Source organism: Flavobacterium sp. CLA17 (genome assembly GCF_013112255.2).
GTDB classification, from domain to species: domain Bacteria; phylum Bacteroidota; class Bacteroidia; order Flavobacteriales; family Flavobacteriaceae; genus Flavobacterium; species Flavobacterium circumlabens.
The window spans coordinates 982,967-1,005,034 of record NZ_CP068294.1 but is presented as its reverse complement, the minus strand read 5'-3'; the positions used below and the strand labels follow the sequence as shown (position 1 = coordinate 1,005,034).

The following is a 22,068-nucleotide window of genomic DNA, read 5'->3' as shown; positions in this document are numbered from 1 at the left end:
AATAAAAAAATAATACAAATTCCATCATTGACTTATAATTCCTAATAACCGGATTTGGTTATTTTTTGACAAAAAAGTCATTTATAATTCTCGCTGTAAAAAGTTTCGCTCCGGTATCGTTCATATGCCCGCAGGATGAAAAATATTTATCTTCGACCACCACATTTTCATAATTAAGAATTTCAGGATATGCCTTTTTTACTTTGTCAAAGTAATTCATTCCTTTCACATTCTCACACATTGGTGTCATTACGGCTATAAAATTAATATTATTGGCTTTGCAGATATTTTTAATTTCTTCATAGTATTTATTGTGCGGAAGCGGATTCAGGTTTACAATATTATTTTTCATATTTGCCCCTTTCGTTTTTAAAAGCGGGTAATATCCTAAATTATCTAGCATTGAGGTCTTTTTATGAATTGTTGTAAAAAAAACTTCCCTAAATCCAATTTTCCCATCATACTTAATATATCTGTAAAACGGAATATAATACAACTCGTTGAAATCCTCTTCGTTTTCAAAGTGTTTTCTGATCGTTTCAGAATTATGGATATAAGGCAAAAACAGGGCTGAGATTCCTTCTGCCTGCTTTTCACCAGAAAGGTTTAAGTCGGCTTCTAAAATTACATTTTTAATCTCATATTTCCTTTCAAGCATTAATTTAAGCATCAGTGAGGCTTCAAATAAATGGCCGCCGCTCATTCCGTAATTAAAAGCTTTTAATCCTTTATCCTCGAACATTTGTGCTACAAAATGGTTGTTGGCACGGGACGAGCCCAGAATTACCACGTCATATTTTTTAGCTTTTGAATTGACAACTGTCTCGACCTTTCCGCGGTTTTTAGATTGCATAAAAACGACTGTATACAATCCGTCCAGTATAACGGCTACAAAAACTGTTATGACTAAAATTATGACCGTATAAATTAAAAATTTCTTCATTAAAACTGAAAATATATAAATTCTTTATAATCTGAATAAGTTCCGAAAGCCAATATTGCTGCTATAGCCAGGGCCATTCTGAGCATGCTTCTTTTTCCTGAAAGCGGTTCGATTTTATTTCTGTTATTCCATTCAACCAAAACAAATAAACCAATTATTAGCAGCAATTCATAACTGTAGCGTTCATTGTCTAAATATTGAAAACCAAAATCCCTGTTGGTAATAATACGTTTTAAATACAAAACTGCATCTGTTATCGATTTGGCCCTGAAAAATACCCAGGCGATACAGGTCAGGAAAAAAGTATAGAGAATACTCAGTACTACTTTTACCGAATCGAAATTAAATCTCAGCTGGATGGCATCCATATTATTTCTGTTGCTGTTGGATAAAAGTAAAGGCAGGAAATAAACTGCATTTATAAATCCCCAGACCACATAGGTCCAGTTGGCTCCGTGCCAGAATCCGCTGACCACAAAAATGATAAACGTATTTCTGATTTTCATCCAGAGACCGCCTTTACTGCCCCCCAGCGGAATATATAAATAATCCCGAAACCACGACGATAACGAAATATGCCAACGACGCCAGAACTCGGCGATATCCCTCGAAAAATACGGGTAATTGAAATTTCGCAACAGGTCTAAACCAAACAATTTTGAAACCCCTAATGCAATATCTGAATACCCTGAAAAGTCTCCGTAAATTTGAAATGCAAAATATATGGCTCCCAAAATAAGGGAGAAACTATTCATGGAAGTATAATGATCAAAAATAGCATTTGCGTAGGTGGCACAAGTATCTGCAATAACTACTTTCTTAACCAATCCCCAAATGATTTGATAAATTCCTTCTTTTGCCAGTTGAAAACTAAACTCTCGCTTTACTTTTACCTGTGGCAATAAGTGCGTTGCTCTTTCTATCGGACCTGCCACTAAAAGCGGAAAATAGCTGACAAAGAGCGAATAATCTACAAAGTTATATTCGGCTTTTATTCGCTTGTAATAGATGTCAATAACATAGGATAATCCGTGGAAAGTATAAAATGAAATTCCAACCGGAAGAATCACGTTCAATAAAATCGGACTTGCCTTAATTCCCGCAGAGCCCAATAATTCTGAAAAAGATGCGGCAAAAAAATTATAATATTTAAATATTCCCAGAAACCCTAAATTGATTATAATACTGAGCCAAAACCAAAATTTCCGGCTTTTTTCGGACTTCCCTTTTTCGATTTGAATACCGGTGTAATAATCCAGAAAAGTAGAAAAAACCAATAGAAATAAAAATCTCCAGTCCCAGCAGGAATAGAAATAATAACTCGCAACAATCAGTAAGGCATTTTGTGTGCTTTTGGTTTTATTGAAGACAAACCAATACAGAAAAAAAACAATTGGTAAAAAAACAGCAAACGCTAAGGAGTTAAAAAACATAAATTAAATTAATTATTATAGTACAACTGCAATTTATTTATTGCTACAATTGGATTATTTCTGCCATTTGATAATGAAATCATGAATTGGGATATAAAAATCTCCCACATTTTCTTCGACTTTTTGCGGGCTCCAGTTCCACCATTCTATTTTTTTCATTTTGTCGATGGTATCCAGATCATATTTCATTTTTACAATTGCTCCCGGAATGCCTCCGAGAACTGCATAATCCGGAACATCTTTTGTTACCACTGTACCTGCTAAAATGGTAGCGCCGTCACCAATTTTTACATTGGGCAAAATTATGGCATTCATTCCAATCCAAACGTCACTGCCAATTATGGTTTTACTTTCCTCTGTTTGTATATTTCTATTAAAATCAGACTGAGTTTGGTTACCAATAGGCAAATCTTTGTTAACAAGATGATTAAAATGAGGATAGCTTGTGACCTCACTTAGCATATGATGCCCTGAATCTAATATAAAATGAACATCGTTTGCTATAGAACAGTATTTCCCGATTTCTAATTGTGAGTTTTGATGCCACTGCCAGACAAATGCACCGTTATGATAGGTTTTATAGCCAATCTTTACATTTTTGGCCTGATGCAAATAGGTTTTGTTTTGACCTCTTAAAAAGTCCAGATATCCTTTTCCCAGAAATACCCACGCTATTTTTCGCAAAAACTGTTTCATTTTACTTTTCGTTTACTTATTCATTTAAATGAAAGACAATAACAGTAACTGATACCATAAAAGTGTTGTTGTTTTTCATTAAAAATCCTTAAACTGCTTTTGGTGATTCAGCTGCCAAATATCGCTTTTCTTTAGGGAATCCAAAAATAATTCACTGCTATTTCCCTGTCCAAAATCATTGGTTGCCACCTGAACTTTGTGTGCGTCTATAACAGAAAGGGCTTCTTTTATACTTTCCTGAGAATAATGGGTATTGATAATATCGGCATGAACGGCTCTGTTTTGCTGACGGGTTCCGATATTAATGATCGGAATGCCATAATACGGAGCTTCGCGAATTCCGGCGCTGCTGTTACCGATAATAAACTGACTATTTTTTAGTAAGGTCAGAAAATATTCAAAACGAAGTGATGGAAAAATCCTGAATCTGGTATTTTGTTTTAATCTGTTGTAAGAGTCCAGAATGAACTGGCTTCCTAAATCATTGTTTGGAAAAATAACCAGATAATTATGATGGTCCTGCAGCAAACAATCGACAAAATCTGCCGTGTATTTCTCCATGCTTTGAAATTCTGTCGTCACGGGATGAAACATTACGATAGCAAATTCTTCAAAGGGAACCTGATAATATTTTTTTGCCGTTTCCAAATCAGGAAGTTTATCCGAAAACATAATATCTATATCAGGTGAACCAATTGTAAAAACAGATTCTTTTATTTCTCCCATCTGAACGAGCCTTTTCTTAGCTTCCTTATTCGACACAAAATGAATGTGGCTTAATTTGCTAACGCTGTGACGGATTAATTCATCAACGGTACCTGAAACTTCTCCCCCTTCAATATGAGCCACCAGGATATTATTCAGAGAGCCAACAATAGCGCCTGCGAGTGTTTCAACCCGATCACCATGTACCACAATCATATCCGGATCGATGGTTTTACAATAACCTGATAAACCTTCGATGGTTTTCGCCAGAGTTAAATCCATTGTTGTTTCGTGCGTGTGATTTTCGAAAGTAAAGACGTTTTTAAAATTACATCGCTCAATTTCTATCAACGTATACCCATAAATTTCCTGCAGATGCATTCCGGTTACAAATACAAAGACTTCAAAATCCGGTTGTTTTTCCAGAATTGAAATCAATGATTTTATTTTACCAAAATCAGCACGTGTTCCGGTTAGGAAAAGAATTTTTTTCATTAATTGGAGGCTTTCTTTTTTAACTTTTTTCGGATTTCAAATTTGGCTTTCAAAATTAGAAAATCATAGATTACCAACCTCCAATATCTTTTGGTGTTTGTAATGATTACTTTTTTTATAAATGAAAGTATAATTGTAATGACGCCGGGAAACTTTTTTTTATGCAAAAGGTATTCTGAAATTGTTTCATTTTTATATCTTAAAACATTTGATTTTTCAGTTCTTTTTATAAAATAAAAAAAAGTCTCATTCAAATCTAAAAGTTGAAATCCATTGTTGACCACTCTTTCTGACCATTCTTTATCCTCGCTAAATAGCAGTTCTTCATCAAATTTGAACTGCATCCATGCCTCTCTGCTCACTAAAGCACAACCGGTCATTAAACCATATTTTAAAGGTTCAACTATCTTAAAATTATTTTCAACAGCTCTTTTGTAATTTTCAATACTATTTATATATCTGATTCCGGCAACATTTTCGTTACTCTCTAGGGCATTAAATGTATTTTTAAAAAAACTCTTGCCTATTGGAATCGCATGAGAACTGAGAAGTAAAACATATTTTGACACCGCAGCTTCAATACCAACATTTGTCGCCCGTCCATAGCTAAAATCCTGTATGGTCACTACTCTGCATTTATATCTTGAGGCAATCTGCACGCTATCATCAGTCGAGTTATTATCAACTATAATAATTTCATCATAATCTCCTGCATAAACATTTGTGATTATTGATAAAATATTTTCTAAAGCTCTGGCTTCATTTTTATTTCTAATAACGATAGATATCATAATACAATTATATTATTGAAAATCACTAAAATCCAATTGCTCATCATTTTCTATAGCTCTTGTCGCCACTTTTCCAATTAGATCATTGAAATGTTCTGCCAGGATTTTGCCGGTTCCCGGACGTTTTACCCAAATATTTTCTTTAGACAATTTTTCTCCTTTTTTAATGGATGATATGGCACAAACGGTTGCAAAAGCAAAATCAATTGTAACTTGTTCTTCTAATGCCGGTTTTTTTGTTCCGCCACGCATTAAGGCCATTTCTGCACTGGAGATAATTAATTCGTCACAAGCTTTTTCATCCATACTGCAAATAATATCCGGACCGGTTCGCTGCATATGATCTGTAAAATGTCGTTCTAAAACACTGGCACCAAGGGCAACAGCTCCCAAACAGGCATTATTATTTAAGGTATGATCACTCAATCCGAATACTTTATCGGGAAAAGCCTCGTGTAATTCTGTCATGGCACCAAAACGAACCAAATGTATTGGCGTTGGATATAGGTTGGTCGTGTGCAGTAAAGCGACAGGAATATGATGCTTATCGAAAATCGCTACTGCTTTCTGAATACTTTCTATGGTATTCATACCGGTACTTAAAATTACAGGTTTGCCAAAAGAAGCAATATGTTCTAATAAAGGGTAATTGTTACATTCTCCGGAACCAATTTTATAAGCGGGTATGTCAAATTTCTTTAATCTTTCTGCTGCTGCGCGTGAAAATGGGGTCGAAATAAAGATCATTCCTTTACTTTCAACATACTCTTTAAGTTCTAATTCTTCAGCTTCATTAAGAGAACAACGCTCCATGATTTCATAAATAGAAACATCTGCATTACCGGGAATTACTTTTTTTGCGGCACCGCTCATTTCGTCTTCCACAATGTGCGTCTGATGTTTTACAACTTCAACGCCTGCTCTGTGTGCTGCATCAACCATTTCTTTGGCCACTACAAGAGAACCTTCGTGATTAATTCCTATTTCGGCAATAACTAAGGGTGGAAAATCGAGTCCGATTTTTCTACCGGCAATTTCTATAAATGGGTTCATAAAAGAATGGTATTTTTTTATTGTAATTGTTTTTGAAACAGATACTCCGCATACTCCAGATCTTCCGGGGTATCAATATCAACTTTTGCAAAAATATGATTTACTTCGAACGGAAATGCATTTTCTGAAATAATAATATCATTCCGAATCAATGATGCTTTTGTGATGTATATTAATCCGTTTTCAAAGAAAAGAGGCTCTAAATCCTGGCTTCGCTGGCCAATGGCATAATTAAACGGAATAAATTTATTGACTGCTATTTTTCCGAATTTCTGATGATTTCGGGTCACTGTAAATAAACTGTCCAGGTTTTCCTGCTGATATACTTCAAAAGCTTCGACTAACAAATTCTGTGGCCGTAACGGATTTGTAGCCTGAAGTAAAATTATGTTTTCCACATTATTACCTTCAAGAGATTCTAAGGCATGTCGTAATGCCGAAACAGTAGGCTCTAAATCACCCGAAATAGCAGCTGGCCTGTCAATGACTTTCGCTCCAAACTGCAGTGCTGTTTTTTTTATTTCTTCACTATCTGTTGACACATACACCTCATCAATTACAGTGCTATTCTGCTTCGCATATAAAATAGAATGTGCCAATAAAGGCAGTGTTCCAAAAAGCTGAATATTTTTATCCGGAATTCTTTTGGAACCTCCGCGAGCCGGTATGATAGCTATCGTTTTCATTATTTATCTATTTTTATCCAACTGGATTTTCAGAAAGTGTCAGCGGTTTTTTCTTTCCCTTCACTTTCTCCAAAATTGGTTTTTCCATACAAATATAAACTACTGCCGAAAAGACAATCAGGATCAAAAGTCTGATAAAAAAGACAATTGTAGGATCATTTAAATGCAGGTATTTATTAACACTGTAGGCACTTATTAAGGAATAAACAGGATGCTGCAAAATGTAAATTCCAAAGCTTATTTCACCTAAAAATACAAATATTCTGTTCCTGAATAATTGCGTTATCATGCCATCATTTAAGGAGATAAAAAAGATCAGGGGAATAAAGAGTACACTTAGCAATCCGTCATGAAAATTTAAACCGAACGGAAATTTTAATGCCAAAATCAACAAAGCTGCCAGGATCAGAATGATAAAATCATAATTCCCTTTTTTCTCTTTCAGACTCTTTATAAAAAAAAGTCCGGCAAGGTTTCCGACAAGAAACTCATTGAGATGCATTAACGGATTGTATTTCAAAATATCCTTAATCGTAGGAAACTGATTTTCATCGTAAAGAAAAAAGAACAGCTGAAAAATGACCTGAGTCAAAACCCAAAACAAAATGATATATACAGCAATTTGCCTTAAGGTTACTTTTTTAAAGATTGTATTGAATGCAAAAGGAAAGATGGCGTAAAACAATAATTCAACAGACAAAGACCATCCCGGCGGATTAAGGGAAAGCACTTTACCCGGAACCCAGGCCTGAATCATGAAAATATTCAAAAATAAACCCGAATAATCGATGTTTTTTTCTCTGAATTGCAGTAAAAGCATCATCAGTATTGCCAAAAAATAGACCGGATAGATTCTGGCCATTCTGTTTCGCAAATAATCTCCGGCTGAAATAATGGTTTTATTTCCGTAGGCTATGATCATTACAAAACCGGATAAAATAAAAAAGTAACTGACACAGACGTCGGAGTTACGAAATATAAAAGCAATACTGTCATTTTTGAAAGGAAGACTTTTTCCACCATAATGAAAAACAACAACCGAAACTGCTGCAAGAAATCTGGTAAAGGTTAACTGCTCTATTCTCATAAATTCAATTGGATTGTCTGCTAAAATCTGGATTTTGCCTGATTAATAATCTGATTCATTTTTATGTTCCAGTCCTCCATAGCGTACAATTCATCCGGAACTTCAGGAAGTTTGGTACTCCCCCCTAAAAACTCATCTATTGCTGTTTCCCATTCAGCAATAAAATGCGGATTTTCGATTAATTTCCCGAGTTTTCCATGCTGTAAAACTTCGGGAACACCGCCCATGGCAGATGCAATACAATAATTTCCGCAATGTAAAGCTTCTATGAGACTAAGCCCGAAGCCTTCCTGGCATAAAGTGGGGAAAAGATAGCAATCTGAGGCCTGATAATATTTTGGGAGTTCATCATTTGGAATTTTACCCAAAAAAACCACTCCCTCCATTTTGGGCCTTGGATCACAACCAATGACTACTAATTGGATATTATTTTCGAGCGAATATTTTTTTTGCCAAAGTTCTAAAATTAAATGCAGCCCTTTTTTCGGACGATCTTGTGAACACCAGATAAAGACTTTCTTATCTCCAAAACCTAATTGTTCTTTTAGTTTGGTTTTTTCGGTTTCGGAAACTTTCTTAAATCTCTTTGTGTCAATGCCGTTATTTAAAACCGAAAAATGGCCCGGCAGTATATTAATGCTTTTTTTATGCGCTTCATAACTCGCTTTTGTAAGTACAATGATTTCGTCAATGATTTCATAAAAATCATGGCCTGATCCTGATTTTACAAATGGTGCAAAACCATGGTAAAAGAACTGAATGTAACATTGTTTATCGATTCCTTTCGCAATAAGATATTTATTTAAGGCTTTAACCATTCCATAATTGTCAACAATCTGGATAATGTATTTTTGACCGGGAACAATTATTTTATCAAGAGCCTGAAAATATTCCGGATTTTTACGCTTCAGAAACTTACGCTGCAATTTGTGCCAAAACGTAAGTTGTGTAAAACTGTACTGTATTCCTTCAAATAAATGCTCCGGTTCAGGACAGACAATACAATCGATTTTGTGATTGTGCTCTAAATAATTTTTATAAAGGGTCGTCCAGCTTCCAATTTTTGCAAAAGGAAGAGGTGATTGGGAAATCAGGATTACTTTTATAGCATTATTCATATTTCTGAGTATATTGCAGCACTTCTTCTTTGGAAAGGCCTTTTAGTTTAAGGCAATAATACCATATTTTTTTTTGTGTAATGATTCTTGAGAACACTTTATATTGTAATAAAAATGCCATTTTTGATGATTTGACTTTTCGCAAAACAATAGGTTCATTTGGATAGAAATCATTGGGCTGTATTTCCTCTAAGGCTTTCTGCATCCATTTCTCCTCTACATTTCCTAAATGGTACGCAAAATTATCCGCGGTTGAAAGTCTCCACATTCCTTTTTGAACCACCGGAAAATCGAGTAATTTTGCTTCGCTGTCACCACCAAGCATAAAAGGAGAGTATTTGGTATCAATATTTTCGAAAACTTCTTTTCTGTAGGTTGTCAAAAAATGGCCTGCTCCCGGAACAGCTTTAAAATTACCATTAATAACGGTAAGATATTTTTCGAGATGCACACTACTGTACATATTCGGTTTTCCAACACTGGCTGCGAAATTTCTTAACGCCTCAGGGTTTTTAACTTTTGTAAAACGAAGTGATTTTGAAAAGAGAAGTTCAAACCAGATATTAAATGTATAACTTTTGAGGGATCTTGAAGAGGGTGTCGGGCAAACTGCGCCTGTTTTTGGAAAATTCTCAAAAACAGTGTACGTTTCTTTTTGCCAGTCTTTTAAAAAGAGTACATCACAATCTGCAACCGTTACAAATGTAAAATCATGCCCCGAAATACCTTTCAGCACGGCATTTAGTTTTCCGATATTGGTAGCATTTATGACTTCCTGTATTTTTCCTGTTTTTTGAAGACCATTTAAATATTCAGTAACATCCTTATTACTGCCGTTATTTACAACTGTAAGATATGTTTTTTGATGAACTGTCTTCTGTAAAGATTCCAGGCAATACTGCAAAATCTTAAAACTATCTTTAAAATAACCTTCGTAATCAGGTATATACACAGGAATTACAACCTGATGAAAAAAATCATTCGGCTCCTGAGGTTTGTCTTTATTGGGGTTAAAGCCTATTCGCATTTAGGATTTTATTTCAAGATTTTGGTATAAAGCTATTACTTTTCGCTGATTAACGTGATAGTCTAATTTTTCAATGGCAATCTTGTCATTTAGTTTATTCGCATTTTCCAGCATTGCTTTATTTTCAATTGCCTGAATAATCAGCTCCGCAATTGCATCAATGTTTTCGGGATCCTGTATTAATAAACCATTACTTCCATGTGTAATAATTTCTGCCGAAACATTACCCGGGTTAGACTGAATTGGAAAGGCTCCCATAACAATTGCTTCAAGCATGGTGTTTGCCATACCGTCTGAGATATTGTTTCCAATGTATAAGAGAGATTCTCCCATTAATTTCATTACCTGATTTTGCGATAATTCATCCCTGTCAAATATTCGAAAGGGAAGTTTATTTTGCTCGACATACGCTTTGATTTGTGCATGTGCTCCAAAAATAACGATCTCATGATCTTGCAGCAGGGAGAGATTTTTCTGTAGTGCTTTTACAACATTAAGCGCTCTGCCGAATTTATGCTGGTACCCTTTTACAAGGATTATTTTTCTTTCTGAAAAAGGCAATTTAAGAAAATCCAATTCTTCTAATTTGTAGCCGGTTCCTCCCGGAATTACGCCGAGATGCTGGCCCTTAAACCCTAATTCTTTTGCGATCTGATAATCTCTCAGACAATCTGTGTGTATGAAGTTTATTCTTGCAAGTGCATTCCTGATTTTTATAAGGTGGTCCTTATTATTTTTAAAGTAAAATAAGTCATTTCCCCAGCAGGAATAGATCCATTTGATTTCGGGAAACTTATTCATCGTTTTTACTATTGGATAAGAACAGGACTGCATCTCAAAACTATGAATTATGTCAGGGTTAATTTCTTTAATAATTCTTTCAAGAACCTCATTTTCAGTAACCTCAAGAAAAGGATGGATGAGCGAATAAAATCCTGGTGAGTGTTTAGAAAGAAAATATTCTCCTTTGATATGGGGAATTTTTCTTTTTGAGGTTTCCAACAATTGCCGCACCGTTTCTAAAGTTTCCAATTTCCCTCTTCCCAATATATCATACCAATACAACTCAAAAGAAGTATCTTTTAGATTTTCAATCCAGCGAATGACATGGATGGACGGCATGGAGATAAAAAGAATTCTCATAAAAATTTATAGCCTTTTTTAAACACAATATATAGAATGAATCCAAAAGTGGTGCTGATGACCGCCTTAAGATCCAAAAGCTCAATTTGTTTTAGTTGCAGTTCCTTAAAAAAATAGTATTTTTTTTTATTATTATCAATCATTGCAATCTTGTAAAAATAGTGATGCCTTTCTTTTATAAAGAGTTTTAATCTGTTATATTGTTTCCTATTCTTTATTAATTTCAAATGCTTCTCTCTTGCATTAAACTCTGAAAGTATTTCTTCATAGTTTAATTTTGCTAATTCGTGAGATAATGACTCCGCATGGATTCTGTATAAAACATAAGAGGAATCCATATAGGTCAACTTGGGATCCGCATAAAGCATTCTCAAATTAAAATCCCAGTCATCGAGGTTTTTGATTTCCGGATCAAAAAGCATTTCCTGATTCAACAAAAAATTTCTGTTCCAAACGGGCCCTGAAACATAAAATGCTATGTTACCTACTAAATAATCTTCAATAGTAGTGTCGGACTGGATTTTATTTTGTTTTAGAAAATTGCCTGTTTCTAATGCTACAAAATTCAATTTATAGATTACAGCATCCAGATCAGGATTAAAATGCCTGCTAAATTCTTCAAAAGCATTTGGTAAATAAATATCATCACTATCAAACCAATTTACAAAATCGCCTTTACTTTTCAGAAATCCAAAGTTTCTGCAGGAGTTTGCTCCTTTTACTAAATTTTCCGGACGCCGATAAAGTTTAAAACGGTCATCCTTCTTTATAAATGCTGAAATGGTTTCCCAGGTAGCATCTGTACTATGATCATCAACTATAATGCATTCCCAATCGGTAAAACTTTGGGACAAAATACTATTCAGTGTTTCTTCAATCAGATGAGATCTGTTAAATACCGGAATTATTAAAGACAGTGAAGGCTTACTCATCTGTTACTTTTGAAGATTTTTTTTAGGAATCGAAAAGGTTTCAGAATGCTGTTTCCTAATTTGTAATCAATAGAATTCAGTCTTTTAATTTCGTTTGTTTTATACTTCAAAGTCCTTTTCTGCAAAAACGCTATCGTCTGATCAAAATCCTCTATATACAGTTCTTTGTGTTTATTGAGTACGTATTGGTAGTTCTCCTCTTCATGCAGGAGATTTGTAATTTGCAGCATTGAATTTTCTTTCTTTCTGTAATTAAAAAGGAATTCCTCTATGATGTATATTCTCCAGTTTCGTTTGGTTACCGAAATCCAAAATTCCCAATCTTCATATCCCTTTCTCATTTTTTCGTCATATCCGCCTGCATCAAGCCAGCATTGTTTTCTAAAAAGCGAATTTCCAATGGCACTGTTACCGTACAAAAAATCACCGATAGATCCGCCTTTTGGACGGTATTTAAATATGATCCTGTTTTTATCGACAAAACATTGCGTAAAACAACTCACAACACCAACAGAACGATCTGATTCTAAAACTGGAACGGCTTTTTCTAAAAAAGAATCTTCAAAAAAATCATCTGCGTCTAAGGTTAAAATATAATCCCCCTGAGCATTTGCAATGCCTGCATTTCTTGCAGCGCTTAAACCTTTATTTTCCTGGGTGATCAGTTTTATTTTGGCATGATTAAATCCGGAAAGAATCTTTTTGGTTGCTTCATCGGATCCGTCATCAACAATTATGACTTCAGTATTCTCATAAGATTGGTTTAAAGCCGAATTGACGCTTTCTTCAATATAGGCTTTGTCATTATAACAAGGAATAACAATCGAAACCAGTTTATAATTTTCCATTTTTTCTATTTTCTTTTAAATCCAAGACCTTTTATAAAACGAAAAGGCTTTAATATCTTATTTCCTATTTTGTAGTCCATTGATCCACGAAGATTATGACAATTCATTTCTAAAATTTCCATTTGCGAAAAAACAGTATTTATCATTAACTCCTGATTGTCAACCAGTACGTCTTTATGTTTGATATAAATATATTTCCACAAATCATATTTATGAAATTTATCGGCCTGGGAATTTCTCGAATTGGGTTTGTCTCTGTAATGAAAAAGGTATTCTTTTATCACTTTTATTTTCCAGTTCGCTTTGATCAGACTAATATGAAAGTCCCAATCTTCATAGCCTTTCTTCATATTTTCATCAAATCCTCCAATAGCAGCCCAGCATTTTTTTCTGAATAAAGAATTTCCAATGGCGCTATTATTAAAAAGAAAGTGGCCTGCGTCTCCTTCTTCTGAAATAATCTCATCTACAACTCCATTTTCATTAAATATATAGCCATTACAAGTAACTAATCCCACATTCGATTCCTGATTAAAAACGAACATCGCTTTTTCTACAAAAGTAGCATCAAAGTAATCATCGGCATCCAGTGTGAGAATGAAATCTCCTTTAGCATGCCTTATTCCGTTGTTTCTTGCAGAACTCGGGCCGGCATTTTCCTGATATAAAATAGTTAAATTTTCCTGTTGTATCTTTTTAAGAAATTCTTTTGTTTCTCTGCGTGATCCATCGTCAATAATAACAATCTCAATATTTTGATACGTCTGATTATTAACAGAATCAATTGCTTCCTGAATGTATACATGATCATTGTAACATGGAATAATTACAGATACTAAACTATTTATATTTGATTCCATATCGCTATACTAAATATTTCTTTCCTGTTTGCCTGTTCTTTAAAACACTCGCCTCTAAACTTTTTTTATCTATCAGTTTATACTTGGTTTTATGGATTGTAAATTCATAAAATTTAAGCTTTAACAAACTTATGAATGCTTCTTTCAGAAAATGTCTTTTCAGGGTATTAATTTTTCTAAAGTCTTCCGAATTTACATTCGCAAATTTAACTTTAATTCTGTTTAAAAATTTATTGTAATAATTTTTGGAGCCTTTTGGAAAATCAACTTTAAAATTATTACCGCTGTCGTGTTTTATAATCGTTGCAGGTGTGATTCCAATTTTTAAATTATGATACAATACTCTCTGGCAAAAATTATCATCTTCCCCGTACAGGAAAAACAAAGGATCAAATCCACCCACAATTTCGAAAGTTTTTACTGGTAAGAACCAAGCTGCTGCATTTATCATTTCTAACGGATAAAGCTCCTTCCTTTTTTTATCCAAAACAAAATCAGAAATCAGAGCTGAACATTGCTGGTTAATGTAATACAGAAAACTTAAGTCTAATGAAGAATTGTCTCCGTTGGAATGAATGGGGCTTATTATTCCATAGTCAGGATTTTTTAATGAAATCACCAGAAGCTTTTCGATTGTATCTTTTTCGATAACCGTATCCTGATTTAATAAAAAAATAAAATCACTGTTTAATTCAAACGCTTTTGCTATCCCGAGATTATTTGCCCGCCCAAATCCTAAATTCTCTTTGGACTCGAGGAGTTTAATTTTTTGAAAATATGTACTCTTTAAAAATTCAACCGTATTGTCGGAACTACAATTATCAACAATTATAATTTCCGGCAATTCCGTATTACCCAGGATAGATTCGAGACAATTCTCTATCCACTTCATACCGTTGAAAGTGACTATTACTACACTTGTTTTCATTTGTTAAAAAACTTATTAAAGAAGTATTTTTCTAAAGTAAAGATCGTTTTTATGGAGGAGCTGAATTGCAAAATGGTAAACAAATAGATCAAACTCTTCTTTTTGCCTAAAAATTGCAGACAATACTCTATGTATTTTTTGCCGGCAAAGATCTCCTGTTCACTATTCGAATTATTACGTTTTAATTGCTGACGGTGTTTTTTATGAAACACTATTGCTGACAGCAACCAATTTTTATTTAACTGACCAATAGAGAAATGTTCTATCAGAATCTTTTTGGTTACTCCAACTTTTTTGTTTTTTTCAATTACCTCGCAGCATAAATTTAAATCGTAGCAATGAAACCCTTCTAATCTGGTATCGAATACAATATTTAAATCCTTTTTTAAAGCCATAAATACGCCATCAATAACAACTGCCTCAGTGATATTTTCATTTTCAAATCCAAAACATTCCCTTCTTACATTTCCCTTTTCGTGCTGAATTATGTTAATTGCTTTGTATTGGTCTTCACAATCCCACCAGCCGGTTGGAAATTGGGTTTTAACTCTTGAACCTGCAATTCCAATAAGGGCATAATCAGTATTTTTATTAAATTCTGATTCTAAAATCAGTCCCCAGTTTTCAGTGTGAAATAAAATATCATCGTGAATAAAGCATAATATATCTCCTTTGCTTTTCTGAATGCCTGCATTATACGCCTCGAAAATTGAATATCTGTTATTCGAATTATCAATTATCACAAGCTCGAAATCACTCCCGATGGTATTGCGGATGTTATCTTCAAATTTCGGATCGATTTGATTTTTTCGGGAACATACAATAATAGAAATCATTCTTTATTTTTCAGATTTAAATGCAAAAACAATCTTTTCTTCAATCTTCTTACATATTTATTTTTCATAATAAAGGTCTCCGGAATCATGATAAGATATTTAAAACAATTACCATATTCTTTATTTTCAAAGAATAGTAATGCTTTATTGTACTTGATTTCTTTAACAATTTTGGCATTTACAGCAATAATATTCCAATAATTGGAAGACTTATTTAGCTGCAAAAATTCCTTCATATTAGATCGCATGACAATATCTAAGTTCAACAATCTCATTTTATCGTCAGCTTTCAGGGCTTTTGCAATTACACTTTGACTGTGATAGCGGAAGTTATTTAATTTTTCAGGCGTGAATGCTACTTTATTGTTGAGGAGTAGTTTAAAGTAAAAAATCCAGTCACCGCAATATCGCAGCTCCTTGTCTACTGTAATATACTCTGAAATATTTTTTTGATATCTAAAAATAACGGCACTTGCATTTGGAATAACATTTTTATGAATTAAAAATTTCCCGACAAATACAGTACCTTCCATTACAAATTTCCTGTCGAATGCTGAGTTATCCAAATTTAAAGTATAATCCAACCAGCTTCCTGTAATTTCATCTACTTCATTGATTTTATTTGATTGTGCATACGATAAAACAATTTTTTCATCTTCAATTAAAGGCTTGATTAATTCCTCTATTAAATTGTGTTTACAACTATCATCTGATTCAGCAATCCAGATAAAATCTCCTTTCGCCAATTGTATTCCTTTATGCCATTGCATAAATGTATTTCCTGAATTTATCTCATTAAAGACACAATGACTTACTTTAGGATTTTTAGCATATTCAGAAAGAATTTCCCGGCTGTTATCAACGCTGCAATCGTCTAATAAAATAACCTCAATATTGGAGTAACTCTGATTGAATATACTCTCTAACCTTCTTTCAAGAAAATTAGCATGGTTAAAATTGGGTACAATTACAGAAACAAGAGGATTCATCTTTTTGTTATTTTCCTTTTCAGCCTACGGTAAAGAATATATATTAATTTTCTTGTAGAGTAATTATTTACTGCATTTTTTTCCATACATAAAACCGGTGCATATCTGTTCATTACATCATGTAATGCCTGATAAATTTCCGCTTCATATTTGAAATTATAATATTCATTTATCCTAAAATATAAATTGGCCCTGTAATGAATCATTCTTAAATCTTTGTGCGTCACAGAGACTCCTAAACCAAAAACCCTGTAAACACTCATAATTTCCTTAAAAAGAAAGAATTTTCCAAATTGAAACAGATATGATGCAAGTGCAATATCCCCGCTTTGAACTTTTAAAAAGTCATATGGAAAAACATTGTTTTCTTCCAGAAAAACATTCTTAAATACAATCGATGCAGTAGGAATATTCCAATGATACAACAAACCGTATAAATTATATTCATAATCAATCATTTCAAGCTCCTGATCAACAAATTTATTTTTACCGTTTTCAAGCGTAAGGAATTGGCAGCGATGAAAACACATTACATACTCCGGATTTGCTTCTAAGAAAGCAACTTGCTTTTGCAGTTTTAAGGGATCCGTCCAATAATCATCGCCTTCACAAACTGCAATAAATTCCCCTTTACTGGCTTCCAAAATAAACAGGGAATTGGGCATCATTCCAATATTTGAGTCATGTTTTATATATCTGATCCAACTTCCTCTGGGATGATTTTCAATAACTGACTTAACAATTTCATCTGTTTTGTCGGGTGATGCATCATTAGAAATAAGCAATTCAATATCAAAATCAATTTCCTGCATGAGGACACCATTTATTGCTTCTTCAATAAATTTCTCATGCCCATAAGTAATCATGCATACCGTTACTTTTAGATTTTTCGACATTGGTTACTATTTAAATTATGGGTTATGCTATTTGGGAAAATTAGTAAATCTATTAATTCAACTAACTTCAAAAGGATTTATAAGCTGTTAAAATAAAAATATAAGTCTAAATTATTTATACGTTTGGATGCTGGTTTATTTTATTTTCCAGTCAAATTGTGGCTTTATGTAGCCTGGCTCCCTGCCCATATAGGTTCCTAATTCCCTTCCGGAATCTACAACCGTAAAAGAAATGATATCGCTTTCGATAAAAATGGGCTTCTTTGCATCTTCGACTATAAAGAGCGACAAAAAGTATTGTCCGGATTGAAAGAAGGATTCAGGAAAATCACATGTGATATCATTTAGTCCGTTTTTTAAAGAAAATGAACCTGCATTCGAAAACGAGAACATCACCTCTCCCATTTCATTAAATAAGTGATAGGTGATATGATATCTTTGTGCGTCCTTAACTTTTATATCTATTTTGGTGTGAAGAATAATTAGTTCATTTTCCCGCAATACATCATCTGAAGTCCGTCCGGAATTATTTAACGAAATTTCATTTAATTTAAAGATCGGAAGATCATATTCTTTTCCAAATGTTTTTAAGTTCATTGCTTCGGCATCACCGCCAAGATAGTAACTTACAGCATTTTCTATTTCTCCTTCAAAGACAACTTTTCCATGTTCTAAAATAATTCCTCTGGTACACAAACTCTTCACTGCTGCCATATTATGGCTCACGAATAAAACAGTGCGCCCTTCTCCTTTTGATATATCCTGCATTTTACCGATTGCCTTCTTTTGAAACTCGGCATCTCCTACGGCTAAAACCTCATCAATTACTAAAATTTCAGGTTCCAGGAAAGCTGCTACGGCGAAAGCCAGACGCACGGTCATTCCGGAACTATATCTTTTTACGGGAGTGTCTATATACCGTTCGCAACCTGAGAATTCTATAATTTCATCTAGTTTTGAAGCAATTTCTTTTTTCGTCATCCCTAAAATGGCACCATTTAGAAAAATATTCTCACGACCAGTCATTTCTCCATGAAAACCTGTTCCCACTTCAAGAAGCGAAGCAATACGACCGCGCGATTTTATACTCCCCGTAGTTGGGGCTGTTACCTTTGATAATATCTTTAAAAGTGTTGATTTGCCCGCGCCGTTTTTACCAATTATTCCTAATACCTGTCCGCGTTCCACCTCAAAATTAATATCCTGCAAAGCCCAGACATAATCTGAAGTTCCTTTTTTAGAACGATCGTTGGTATCCCCTATTCGCAAATACGGATTTTCTTTACCCCGAATTTGATGCCACCATCGATTCAGGTCATGAATCAACGTTCCTGTCCCGACCTCTCCTAAACGATATTGTTTAGAAATATTTTCTGCCTTTAATATGATATCTTTTTTCAATTGTAAGTTGTAAATTGTGATGCCTGAATTACCTAAAAAACGTTACGCTATTCTAAAACTGACTGAATTAAACAGTGTCTATAAAACTCTTTTCCGTTTTATTAAAAACTAAAATACCAATAACGAATACTGCAATTGTAACCACAAAAGTATATAGTAATCCTGAAAGGGAAATCTCTCCAACATTTAAAAGCATATAACGGGAGGTCTCAATAATATAAGCTAATGGGTTGTATTGCACAATCCAGCCATAAGCAGGCAGTTTTTGTTTAATTAACTCCATTGGATACATTACTGCTGACAGATACATTAGTAACTGTATCCCAAAAGTAATTAAATAGCTAAAATCACGGTATTTTGTTACCATGGAGGAAATCAACATTCCTAATCCTAATCCTAAAATACCCATAACAACAATAAGTACAGGGAAAAACAACACGAGACCGTTCAGGCTCAGGTCCCTCCCCTGAATGTAGTAGTAACAATAAAAAGCAATGAAAATAAAAAATTGTATCCCGAATTTAATCAAATTAGAAATTACGACAGAGATAGGCGTTATAATTCTGGGGAAATAGACTTTTCCAAATATTCCTGCATTCGCTTTAAACGTATCAGAAGTACCGTTTAGGCAAGCTGTAAAATAATTCCAAACCGTTATGCCTGCCAGATTGAACAGAAACGGAGGTACATTACCGGTATTGATTCCGGCAACATTATTAAATATTATTGTAAAGGTTACTGATGTAAACAAAGGCTGAATAAGATACCATAATGGTCCTAATACCGTTTGTTTATAAACTGTAATAACATCTCGTTTTACAAACAAAAATAGTAGATCCCGATATTGCCAGACTTCTTTAAGATTTAGGGAGAAGAAGTTATTCTTTGGCGTTATTTCAAACAGCCAGTCATTAGTGGTATTTGTATTGTTCATTTTCAGTTGTATTACAATTAAATTGCAATAATATTATTTAAAATAGACAGGGGGCTTCCTTACTATCACAAGCAATTAACAAGATTTTTAGTCTTTTAAAAAATATTCAAAAAGCAAAAAGGCGTTTAAAAAAAACACCTTTTTATATCTTATTTCAATCCAAAATTAATATTCAAAATTAATTATCCAAAACTTCAAAAGTCGAATTCATACTTTTGAATTCCGGAACTATTTTTTTCATCTTGGCAACAATATCGTCGTTGTCATAGAAATCTGCAATTCCGATCAGTTCATCAATCTCAATATGCAAGTTTTCATACTCGTCTTGTATCTCCTGAGCTATCATAATTTTATTATGATAGGTTGGCAATGTTTTAGAAGTATCATTTAATAATTCTTCATATAGCTTCTCTCCCGGTCTTAAGCCAACGATTTTTATTTTTATTTCTTTATCAGGAATAAAACCTGCTAGTTTGATCATCTTTTTTGCTAAGTCAATAATCTTTACCGGTTTCCCCATATCGAAAATGTAAATTTCTCCCCCGTTACCCATTGCTCCTGCTTCTAATACCAACTGGCATGCTTCAGGAATAGTCATAAAATAACGAATAATATCCTGGTGTGTTATGGTAACCGGTCCTCCGGCAGCAATCTGTTTGGTAAACAAAGGAACCACTGATCCGTTTGAGCCTAAGACATTACCAAAACGGGTGGTAATGAACTTCGTTACTACCTCAAAATTCTCTTGTTGATTTTTTAAAAATAAAGACTGAACATATTTTTCAGCAATTCTTTTACTGGCTCCCATCACATTGCTGGGATTAACTGCTTTGTCAGTAGATACCATCACAAATTTACGAACATTGTATTTACAGGATAAATCGGCTAAGTTCTTTGTACCTTTAATATTTGTCAATATGGCTTGTGCCGGATTTTCTTCCATTAAAGGAACATGTTTATAGGCAGCTGCATGATAAACAACATGAGGACTATAGTTTTTGAAAACCTTTTCCAATGCTTTTTTACTTCTCACATCGGCAATTACGGCAACAATTTTAGTTTCAGAATCGACACTCAAAATCTCTAAGCATAAATTATGGAGTGGTGTTTCGGCATGATCTAAAATAATAATTCTTTTAGGATTAAATCCTAATACCTGCCTTACTATTTCACTTCCTATTGACCCTGCTGCGCCTGTAATTAATACCGTTTTATCTTTTAATTGTTTCGAAATCGATTTACTATCCAGGACTATTGGTTTTCTTTCTAATAAATCTTCAATTTGTATGTTTTTTACTTTTTGGGAAATCTCTTTTTGATTTTCCCAATCGGAGATAAGTGGCACGGTGTAAACCCTGTAGTTAAACTCCAAACATTGGTCTACAATAATTAATTGTTCCTCTTTAGATAAACTTTTATCGGCTATAATTACACCCTCTGCAGCTACAGATCGCATTAAAGCAGGTAATTTTTTTCTTAAAATCAAAATAGGAAGATCAAGCATTCGCTTAGAGGCATTCTGATTATTCTTATCTACAAAACCAACAATTTTAAATCGGGACGGAGTTTCAAATTTTAAAGCATTGGCTACTGAAATAGCATTAGCATCAGTTCCGTAAATAACCGTTCTGATTAGCTTAGAATTCGTTTTCTCTGAGAAATATAATTCAAACGTTTGTTTTACAATTACACGATATAAAAACAACCCACAAAATGACAGCACCAAATTAATAAAAAGGGCTGTATTTAAAAAAGCTTTGTGTCCAAAATATAATTCAAATACTAAATTTAAAAATAAGAAAAACACTAAAACCGACATCTGGGAAAACAGCAGTTTGATCGCATCAATATAAGAAGAATGCCTTATAATTCCTGAATAGGTCCTAAACAACCAAAAGAAAAATATATTTACAAAAATGAGACTGCCTACGAAATAAAAATGATGTGAAGTTATAATATACCCTAATGCCGTTCCTTCAAACAACATATAGGTAAACGTAAAAGAAAAAATCAGGACCATCACATCTATTCCAACGATAATCCACCTAGGCAAATAGCTAAGGTTATTAATATTGGCTCTTAAATTTCTTGGAGAAAAAAAAGTATGCAGGAAATCCGTGACTTTGGTTTGTTTATCTGTATTCAATTTGGTTTTCTTTGGATAATCTTAATTGTAATTATTACAAAAATACAAATTAAAGATATTAAAAATTTCTTTTCATTTAAAAATAACATGTCTAGTCCTACTCATATGTTATAAAATTTGA

The 22,068-nt window shown here is 33.7% G+C and carries 21 protein-coding genes; all 21 read right to left on the bottom strand.

Annotated elements, in window-relative coordinates; genetic code table 11:
• Nucleotides 1–58 precede the first annotated feature (58 nt).
• Entirely contained in the window at nt 59–943 is an 885-nt protein-coding gene (locus tag HAV12_RS04385; protein WP_171568645.1) for a hypothetical protein, read from the bottom strand.
• Complete coding sequence (locus HAV12_RS04380) at nt 943–2,376, bottom strand: MBOAT family protein (RefSeq protein WP_171568644.1); 1,434 nt, start codon at nt 2,374–2,376, stop codon at nt 943–945. Before HAV12_RS04380 ends, HAV12_RS04385 begins: the two co-directional genes overlap by 1 nt.
• Before the next feature lie 54 nt (nt 2,377–2,430).
• Nucleotides 2,431–3,072, bottom strand: a complete 642-nt coding sequence (locus HAV12_RS23020) for a CatB-related O-acetyltransferase (RefSeq protein WP_171568643.1) — start codon at nt 3,070–3,072, stop codon at nt 2,431–2,433.
• A 78-nt stretch (nt 3,073–3,150) separates the two neighbouring features.
• Nucleotides 3,151–4,272 carry a UDP-N-acetylglucosamine 2-epimerase gene (gene neuC, locus HAV12_RS04370; protein WP_171568642.1) on the bottom strand — a complete coding sequence of 374 codons (1,122 nt, stop codon included), beginning with the start codon at nt 4,270–4,272 and terminating at the stop codon, nt 3,151–3,153.
• The gene (locus tag HAV12_RS04365; protein WP_171568641.1) at nt 4,272–5,063 is read right to left on the bottom strand and encodes a glycosyltransferase family 2 protein; all 792 of its coding nucleotides are present in this window, start codon (nt 5,061–5,063) and stop codon (nt 4,272–4,274) included. Before HAV12_RS04365 ends, neuC begins: the two co-directional genes overlap by 1 nt.
• A gap of 12 nt (nt 5,064–5,075) precedes the next feature.
• Nucleotides 5,076–6,116 carry an N-acetylneuraminate synthase family protein gene (locus HAV12_RS04360; RefSeq protein ID WP_171568640.1) on the bottom strand — a complete coding sequence of 347 codons (1,041 nt, stop codon included), beginning with the start codon at nt 6,114–6,116 and terminating at the stop codon, nt 5,076–5,078.
• Nucleotides 6,117–6,133: 17 nt separating this feature from the next.
• Nucleotides 6,134–6,802 carry a cytidylyltransferase domain-containing protein gene (locus tag HAV12_RS04355; RefSeq protein ID WP_171568639.1) on the bottom strand — a complete coding sequence of 223 codons (669 nt, stop codon included), beginning with the start codon at nt 6,800–6,802 and terminating at the stop codon, nt 6,134–6,136.
• Nucleotides 6,803–6,815: 13 nt separating this feature from the next.
• The gene (locus HAV12_RS04350; RefSeq protein WP_171568638.1) at nt 6,816–7,889 is read right to left on the bottom strand and encodes an acyltransferase; all 1,074 of its coding nucleotides are present in this window, start codon (nt 7,887–7,889) and stop codon (nt 6,816–6,818) included.
• 20 nt (nt 7,890–7,909) lie between these two features.
• The gene (locus HAV12_RS04345) at nt 7,910–9,007 is read right to left on the bottom strand and encodes a glycosyltransferase family 4 protein (RefSeq protein WP_171568637.1); all 1,098 of its coding nucleotides are present in this window, start codon (nt 9,005–9,007) and stop codon (nt 7,910–7,912) included.
• A complete protein-coding gene (locus HAV12_RS04340) occupies nt 9,000–10,034 on the bottom strand; it encodes a glycosyltransferase family A protein (RefSeq protein WP_171568636.1) in 1,035 nt (344 codons plus the stop codon). Before HAV12_RS04340 ends, HAV12_RS04345 begins: the two co-directional genes overlap by 8 nt.
• A complete protein-coding gene (locus HAV12_RS04335; protein ID WP_171568635.1) occupies nt 10,035–11,177 on the bottom strand; it encodes a glycosyltransferase in 1,143 nt (380 codons plus the stop codon).
• Complete coding sequence (locus tag HAV12_RS04330) at nt 11,174–12,109, bottom strand: glycosyltransferase family 2 protein (RefSeq protein ID WP_171568634.1); 936 nt, start codon at nt 12,107–12,109, stop codon at nt 11,174–11,176. The genes HAV12_RS04335 and HAV12_RS04330 overlap by 4 nt, the downstream gene beginning before the upstream one ends.
• Nucleotides 12,106–12,957: a glycosyltransferase family A protein gene (locus HAV12_RS04325; protein ID WP_171568633.1), complete on the bottom strand. Its 852-nt coding sequence runs from the start codon at nt 12,955–12,957 to the stop codon at nt 12,106–12,108. The genes HAV12_RS04330 and HAV12_RS04325 overlap by 4 nt, the downstream gene beginning before the upstream one ends.
• A gap of 5 nt (nt 12,958–12,962) precedes the next feature.
• On the bottom strand, nt 12,963–13,817 hold the full coding sequence (locus HAV12_RS04320) for a glycosyltransferase family A protein (RefSeq protein WP_171568632.1): 855 nt from the start codon (nt 13,815–13,817) through the stop codon (nt 12,963–12,965).
• Between the two features lie 4 nt (nt 13,818–13,821).
• Nucleotides 13,822–14,745 (bottom strand): glycosyltransferase family 2 protein, encoded by a 924-nt coding sequence (locus HAV12_RS04315; RefSeq protein WP_171568631.1) that lies wholly within the window; start codon nt 14,743–14,745, stop codon nt 13,822–13,824.
• Entirely contained in the window at nt 14,742–15,581 is an 840-nt protein-coding gene (locus tag HAV12_RS04310) for a glycosyltransferase (RefSeq protein ID WP_171568630.1), read from the bottom strand. The genes HAV12_RS04315 and HAV12_RS04310 overlap by 4 nt, the downstream gene beginning before the upstream one ends.
• Nucleotides 15,578–16,570, bottom strand: a complete 993-nt coding sequence (locus HAV12_RS04305; RefSeq protein ID WP_171568629.1) for a glycosyltransferase family 2 protein — start codon at nt 16,568–16,570, stop codon at nt 15,578–15,580. Before HAV12_RS04305 ends, HAV12_RS04310 begins: the two co-directional genes overlap by 4 nt.
• A complete protein-coding gene (locus tag HAV12_RS04300; protein WP_171568628.1) occupies nt 16,567–17,466 on the bottom strand; it encodes a glycosyltransferase in 900 nt (299 codons plus the stop codon). Before HAV12_RS04300 ends, HAV12_RS04305 begins: the two co-directional genes overlap by 4 nt.
• 135 nt (nt 17,467–17,601) lie before the next feature.
• Nucleotides 17,602–18,867: an ABC transporter ATP-binding protein gene (locus tag HAV12_RS04295; RefSeq protein WP_171568627.1), complete on the bottom strand. Its 1,266-nt coding sequence runs from the start codon at nt 18,865–18,867 to the stop codon at nt 17,602–17,604.
• A gap of 67 nt (nt 18,868–18,934) precedes the next feature.
• Nucleotides 18,935–19,801 carry an ABC transporter permease gene (locus HAV12_RS04290; protein WP_171568626.1) on the bottom strand — a complete coding sequence of 289 codons (867 nt, stop codon included), beginning with the start codon at nt 19,799–19,801 and terminating at the stop codon, nt 18,935–18,937.
• A 178-nt stretch (nt 19,802–19,979) separates the two neighbouring features.
• Nucleotides 19,980–21,947 (bottom strand): nucleoside-diphosphate sugar epimerase/dehydratase, encoded by a 1,968-nt coding sequence (locus tag HAV12_RS04285; RefSeq protein WP_171568625.1) that lies wholly within the window; start codon nt 21,945–21,947, stop codon nt 19,980–19,982.
• Between the last annotated feature and the right edge of the window lie 121 nt (nt 21,948–22,068).